The organism is Enteractinococcus helveticum (assembly GCF_020742345.1).
Lineage (GTDB): Bacteria > Actinomycetota > Actinomycetes > Actinomycetales > Micrococcaceae > Yaniella > Yaniella helvetica_A.
This window is the reverse complement of the sequence record NZ_DYXC01000078.1, coordinates 1-6,464: the sequence shown is the minus strand read 5'-3', so window position 1 is coordinate 6,464 and position 6,464 is coordinate 1. Positions and strand designations below refer to the sequence as shown.

The window sequence follows — 6,464 nt, the reverse complement described above, 5'->3', positions numbered from 1 at the left end:
ATGCGGTTTCAATTCACCACAACGCGGCTTTACTCTCTGTGGTCGAAGTGACCGCCCCGCTAGAAGTCACATCGGATATGCTCGACGAACGACTCGCGGCCGTGCTCAAACGCCTCCGCCTTCCAAAACGGCTTTTAGAACGTGTCGCAGGGGTCACGGCCCGTCGCATGTGGGAAGGTCCGGAAGACTACGTCCACGGTGCAGCCCAAGCCGGGGTCAAAGCCCTGGCCGAGGCCGGAGTCTCTCCTGACGCTGTAGGACTACTCATCAACACCTCGGTGACTCGCACCCAGCTTGAACCCGCTGTCTCGGTACAAATCCACAACACGATGGGCCTGGCGCCATGGGCTACCAACTTCGATATCACCAATGCTTGCCTTGGTTTTGTCAATGGCATGGATCTAGCAGCGACCCTGATTGATGCAGGCCAAATTGACTACGCCGTGGTGGTTGCCGGTGAAGATGCAAAAAATGTTCAAGAATCAACCGTCAAAAACCTGCTAAGCGATCAGACCACTCGTGATAATTTCATGCAGCAATTCGCTTCCCTTACCCTGGGCTCTGGAGCAGCTGCCGTAGTATTGGGTCGGGCTGACCAGCACCCTGAAGGCCACAAAATTCTGCGCGGAGTTACCCGCGCCGGAACGCAACACCACGGGCTGTGCCAAGGTGGTCACGATGGGATGTACACCGATTCTGGTGCCCTGTTAGAAAATGGTCTCGAACTTGTCATGGATGCCTGGAACGATACCCCAGCCGACTGGAACTGGCGCAGCATGGATCGCTACATCACCCACCAAGTATCGCAAATGCATACCGATGCGATCATCGATTCCGCTGGCATCGACCGCACAAGGATTCCAATAACCTTCCCACAACTGGGCAATATCGGCCCGGCTGCCCTGCCCATTACCTTGGCTCGAGAACTCGACTCCCTCAAAGTAGGGGATCGTATTCTCACCATGGGTGTAGGATCCGGACTCAACGTGGCAATGTTAGAAATAGAGTGGTGACCTCTTCCCCCATGATCTCCGCAGAACCGGCGCACTTTCCACATGCAATTATTGCTCCTGAAGACCTGCCGGGGTGGGATCCTCGGTGGTCACGACTCGTTGACGTTCAAACCTTCGACGGCACCCGTAGGTTCCATGTCTTAGATAATGCTGACGTCTTAGCAGATCACGGGTATGGCTCCGATGACGTAGATGCCATCATCGTTGCGGTCCATGGCAACCCCACCTGGTCCTATTTGTGGCGCAAGGTGGCCCAGGCTGGAATTGACGCAGCACAGGGCAACTTAAACCTTGGCCCCGGCGCGCCGAAAGCCCCGGTCATTCGGGTCATCGCCCCTGACCAGCTCGACATGGGCTTTTCTGAACGTCTGACGCATGAAGCGTTGCCTTCCGCTGCAGGCGCCACCACCACCTATCGCACACTTGATCAACGCATCAACGATCTAGATGCCCTGTTGGCAACCCTGTTAGGTACGAGCCCAACACCCCCAATTTTCAGCCTTGGCCATGACTGGGGCGGCGTCGTTTCCTTAGGTTGGGCAGCCGATGATCAACTCCGACAGGCAGGTTCTGGACTCACACCGACCGGGATGATCTCGCTGAACACCGCGGTCTGGCATGATGAAGCAGATCCCATCCCAGCACCATTACAGGCAGCCTTGGCCGGACCGCTCCTGCCTGGTTCAACGGTGGCCACCTCCGCATTCTTAGACACCACGCTAGCACTGGGCACTCCGCCGCTGGACCGAACTATTAAAACCGCGTATAAAGCCCCCTATCGTCACCGAAGCCGTCGAGGCGGCATTGGCGGATTCGTTGCTGACATCCCGGCGCAAGAGAGCCACCGCTCACGACCCGCCTTGCGGCGCGTAGCCGACAACCTGGCAAACACCCCGACCCCAGCACTATTGTTATGGGGTGCCAAAGATCCCGTGTTCCTCGACCGGTATCAACTCGACTTATTACAACGCATCCAACACATCGATATTCATCGTTATAATAACGCTGGACACCTGCTGGCTGAGGACCGCGATATTGTCGAACCCATCTTCGGTTGGATCCAGCAACAACTTGACGGTCCCGGCGCCATCACCCCGGATCCAACATCCACTAAGGGATCTGTAGCAGTTGGTACCTATTGCCCACTGTGGACATACCTGGATCGGTGGGCTGACTCCTCAACAACGGCCATGGTCGACATGACCGTGACCGATCGCGGCGGCAATCCCTTTGAGGTCAGCTGGGCAAAACTTGCTGAAATTGTCAATGCCATGGCCATCGGCCTGCGAAAGGCCGGTATGCGCCCTGGAGACCGTGTTTCCATGCTGGTCGAGCCCGGGCGTGATCTCACCGCTGCTCTATATGCCGTGCTGCGAGTAGGCGGCGTCGCGGTGGTCACTGATGCGGGTCTCGGTATCAAGGGCATGACCCGCGCCATCCGTTCGGCTGCCCCTTCGTGGATCATCGGCCAAACTCCGGGGCTTAGCCTAGCTCGAGCCACCAACTTGCCGGGTAAGCGTCTCAGTGTCCACACCATGGACCCGCTGGCTCACCGAGCACTAGGACTGTCCGGTTCCTTGTATCGCTTCGCCACCGAATATGCCGGCCAGCGTTACCAACCTACCGAGACCCATCCTGACCCTGAACCGTCAGCAGAAGCGGCCGTGTTATTCACATCTGGCTCCACCGGTCCCGCAAAAGGCGTGCGCTATACTCACCAAAAACTCTCGGCGTTGACCCAGCTGTTACAGCACACGCTCAAGGTGGCTCCAGGATCAAGCCTGCTCGCCGGATTTGCGCCATTCGCGCTGCTAGGTCCGGCCATCGGTGCAACATCTGTGACTCCCAAAATGTCCGTCACAAAACCGGCGACCCTCACCGCAACTGCGCTTGCCGATGCTGCGATCGCAGGAGACACCACCATGATCTTCGCCTCGCCTGCAGCATTGCACAATGTGGTCGACACCGCCAATGAGCTGACCGCCGAACACCACAAAGCCCTAGAAAAAATTTCCATGCTGCTCTCCGCCGGAGCACCGGTTCCCGTCCAGTTGATGGACGATGTATTACAGCTGGTACCGCATGCCGAATTCCACTCCCCCTACGGGATGACTGAATCGTTGCTGGTCACCGACATCGATCATCACACCCAGCATGCCATCGCCGACCAACCAGATCGCGGCGTCTGTGTGGGCAAACCGCTTGACGTCGTCAGAGTTGCCATGGCCCCATTGGACTTCCTGGGACGTCCCGCCGACGAACTCCTGGAACCAGGCGACGCTGTCGGGCAACTCTCCGAAATTGTCATCTCCACGCCACACATGTTGGCAGGATATGACAAGCTCTACAACACCAACCGTCAAACCCGCGTCGACGACGTCGATGGTTTGCAGTGGCACCGTACCGGCGATATCGGCCATTTTGATGCTGCCGGGCGCCTCTGGATCGAAGGGCGCACCTATCACATTGTGACACCCCCGACCGGAGCCCTTGGTCCCGGTGGCCCAGAAGACGACATCCAACGCTTACCGGAAGTACGACGGGTTGCCATCGTCGGTGTGGGTCCGGTCGGAACCCAAGCAGTGGTGGCCGTCATTGAACCCACAGATTCGACACTGAAGCCAGGACTTGCTCCCACGGAGCTGACCGATGCAGTACGAGGCACGACCAATATTGATATCGCAGCGGTCCTGATCACAGACAATGTTCCGGTCGATATTCGACACAACTCTAAGATCAACCGTCCAGCGCTTGCTCAATGGGCGTCGCGGGTCCTGGCCGGTGGAAAGGTGACGTAGCGCTAATGCCAACTGCAGCCGTGGATTTTGAGTATCACACCGACGACTTTGCCGGATCGCGGGTCTTAGTGACCGGCGCATCGGGCGTTTTGGGCTCCGGAGTCGCCCGTGCACTAGTCCAAGCGGGAGCCGATGTGACCGTGCTGCAGCGCTCAGCGTCCGGTCTTGATGGTGTCCAAGAAATTCGAGGATCAGTCACCGATCCCAATGCGGTGGCACGAGCCGTAGCCGACGCGGACTCCGTGGTTCATATCGCCGCAAAAGTCTCAGTCTCTGGGCCGCGTGAGGAATATGAACACGTCAATATCGGAGGCACCCGCACTCTGTTATCAGCAGCCCAGCAGGCAGGTGTTTCCCGGTGGGTACACATCTCATCGCCCTCCGTGGCACACAGTGGCGCCTCGATCATTGGCGAAGGGGCTGGCCCAGCTAACCCAGAAGCCGCACGTGGTCATTATGCTATGACCAAAGCGGCAGGAGAATTGCTCGCGCTAGCAGCAGATTCCGATGATTTTCGGGTCCTGGTGCTGCGACCACATCTGATGTGGGGTCCCGGCGACACCCAACTTACGGAACGAATAATTGACCGGGCACGACGGCATCGCTTGCCACTACTGGATGGTGGCACCGCACTCGTTGATACATTATTCCTGGTCAACGCTGTCGAAGCGGTCGTGGCGGGTCTTACGGCGGTGCACCGCACTCACGGTGAGGCCCTGGTTTTGACCAATGGACAGCCCCGACCTATTGGTGAGATGCTTCGTCGCATTGCTACCGCCGGCGGGGCGCATGAACCGACGCTGAATTTGCCTTCCGGACTGGCGAAGACCGCAGGTAGTGTCATCGAATCATTTTGGAATGCTGAAAAGCGTGGGGATGAACCCCCACTAACACGTTTTCTGGCTGAACAGATGTCGACAGCACATTGGTTCGATCAGCGCCGAACACAGCAAGTACTGGATTGGAAACCGCGGATCTCTTTAGAAGAGGGTTTCCGCCTCACCGCGCAGTACTACCAGCGCTAGGCATCGATTTCTTGTCGGTCGAGCTCTTCGGCCCCTGAAATAATGAAATCTCGACGGGGTGCCACGTGTCGTCCCATGAGTAGTTCAAAGATCTCCTCAGCCTTCTCAAGTTCATCAATGTTGACCCGTCGTAAGGTGCGGTGCTGTGGGTCCATTGTGGTTTCAGCTAGCTGTTCGGCGTCCATCTCGCCCAGCCCCTTATACCGCTGAATAGGTTCTTTGATCTTTCGTTCCTCAGCTTCAAGCTGGCTCAGACGCGTGTGCAGCTCTTGTTCAGAATAGGTGTAAATGACCTCGTTGGGTTTTGAACCAGGGTTGATGACCTCAATCCTGTGCAAGGGTGGCACAGCTGCGTACACGCGCCCGGCTTCGACCATGGGGCGCATGTAACGGAAAAACAGTGTGAGTAATAGCGTCCGAATGTGTGCGCCGTCAACATCGGCATCGGTCATTAAAATGACTTTGCCATACCGCGCAGACTCAAGATCAAAACTTCGTCCAGATCCCCCACCAACGACCTGGATGAGTGCTGATGCCTCGGCATTATTGAGCATCTCTCCAACGGAGGCTTTCTGAACGTTGAGGATTTTGCCTCGAATGGGCAACAACGCTTGATAATCCGAGGACCGGGCAAGCTTGGCCGTCCCCAGCGCTGAATCCCCTTCAACAATGAACAGTTCAGTGTTCTGAATGTCATCCGATCGGCAGTCAGCGAGTTTTGCTGGCAGCGCAGAAGTTTCTAACGCGGTCTTTCGTCGCTGGGTTTCTTTAGCTGTACGCGCCATGATACGCGACTTCATCTCAGCGACAATCTTTTCTAGCAAACTGTCGACCTGCTGTTTGACATCACGTTTGCGTGACGCCAAGATCTCAGTGAGCTGATCACCAACTACTTTCGAGACAATCTTACGAGCCGCCGGTGTGCCCAGGACTTCTTTGGTCTGTCCTTCAAACTGGGGTTCTGACAAACGCACGGTCACGATAGCAGTCAGACCGGCGAGGATATCATCCTTTTCGACCCGGTCGTTGCCTGCTTTCAAGCGACGGGCATTCGTTTCGACGGTCTTGCGGAATACTCTGGTCAGGGCTTGTTCAAAGCCAGTCATGTGAGAGCCACCCTTTGGAGTGGCGATGATGTTCACAAAGCTTCGAATTTTCGTATCGTAGCCAACGTCCCACCGTAGGGCAACGTCAACTTCACAGGTACGTTCGACATCTTGCATTTGGGCCTGTCCTGAGCTGTCTAAGACAGGTATCCGTTCGCTAAAGTTACCTTCGCCATGCAGACGCCAGACATCCGTTACCGGATTCAGCTGGGACAGATGATCAACGAATTCAGCGATGCCCCCGTCGTATTGGAAGACTTCTTCTCGGGGTTGACCATCACTGGCTGGATCCGCAATGCTACGTTCGTCCCGAATAGTGATGCGCAGTCCTGGTACCAAGAATGCTGTCTGACGTGCGCGTTGTTCTAATTCTTCATAGAGGAAACGGGCCTCGGGGGTGAAAATCTGTGAATCAGCCCAATACCTGATCTTGGTGCCGGTTAACCCGCGCTTGGCTTTACCAACAACGTCAACTTCAGATCCTGACTTCAACGGGGTAAAGGCAGCCTCAGGTCGAGGTTT

General features: G+C 56.5%; 4 protein-coding genes. 3 read left to right on the top strand and 1 reads right to left on the bottom strand.

The features are described from left to right. Window positions 1-11 precede the first annotated feature (11 nt). From K8V32_RS07470 to K8V32_RS07460, 3 genes are read left to right on the top strand one after another with little or no spacing between them, the layout of a single operon-like run. Window positions 12-1,013: a 3-oxoacyl-ACP synthase III gene (locus K8V32_RS07470; protein ID WP_303905247.1), complete on the top strand. Its 1,002-nt coding sequence runs from the start codon at window positions 12-14 to the stop codon at window positions 1,011-1,013. Further along, complete coding sequence (locus K8V32_RS07465) at window positions 1,010-3,811, top strand: alpha/beta fold hydrolase (RefSeq protein WP_369681050.1); 2,802 nt, start codon at window positions 1,010-1,012, stop codon at window positions 3,809-3,811. Before K8V32_RS07470 ends, K8V32_RS07465 begins: the two co-directional genes overlap by 4 nt. Window positions 3,812-3,816: 5 nt before the next feature. Continuing rightward, window positions 3,817-4,836, top strand: a complete 1,020-nt coding sequence (locus K8V32_RS07460) for an NAD-dependent epimerase/dehydratase family protein (protein WP_303905241.1) — start codon at window positions 3,817-3,819, stop codon at window positions 4,834-4,836. On the opposite strand, the gene K8V32_RS07455 is transcribed toward K8V32_RS07460, so the two are convergent. Then, window positions 4,833-6,464 (bottom strand): toprim domain-containing protein (locus tag K8V32_RS07455; protein ID WP_303905238.1); only part of this gene is annotated, 1,632 nt, incomplete at its 5' end. The two genes, K8V32_RS07460 and K8V32_RS07455, sit on opposite strands and share 4 nt — an antisense overlap.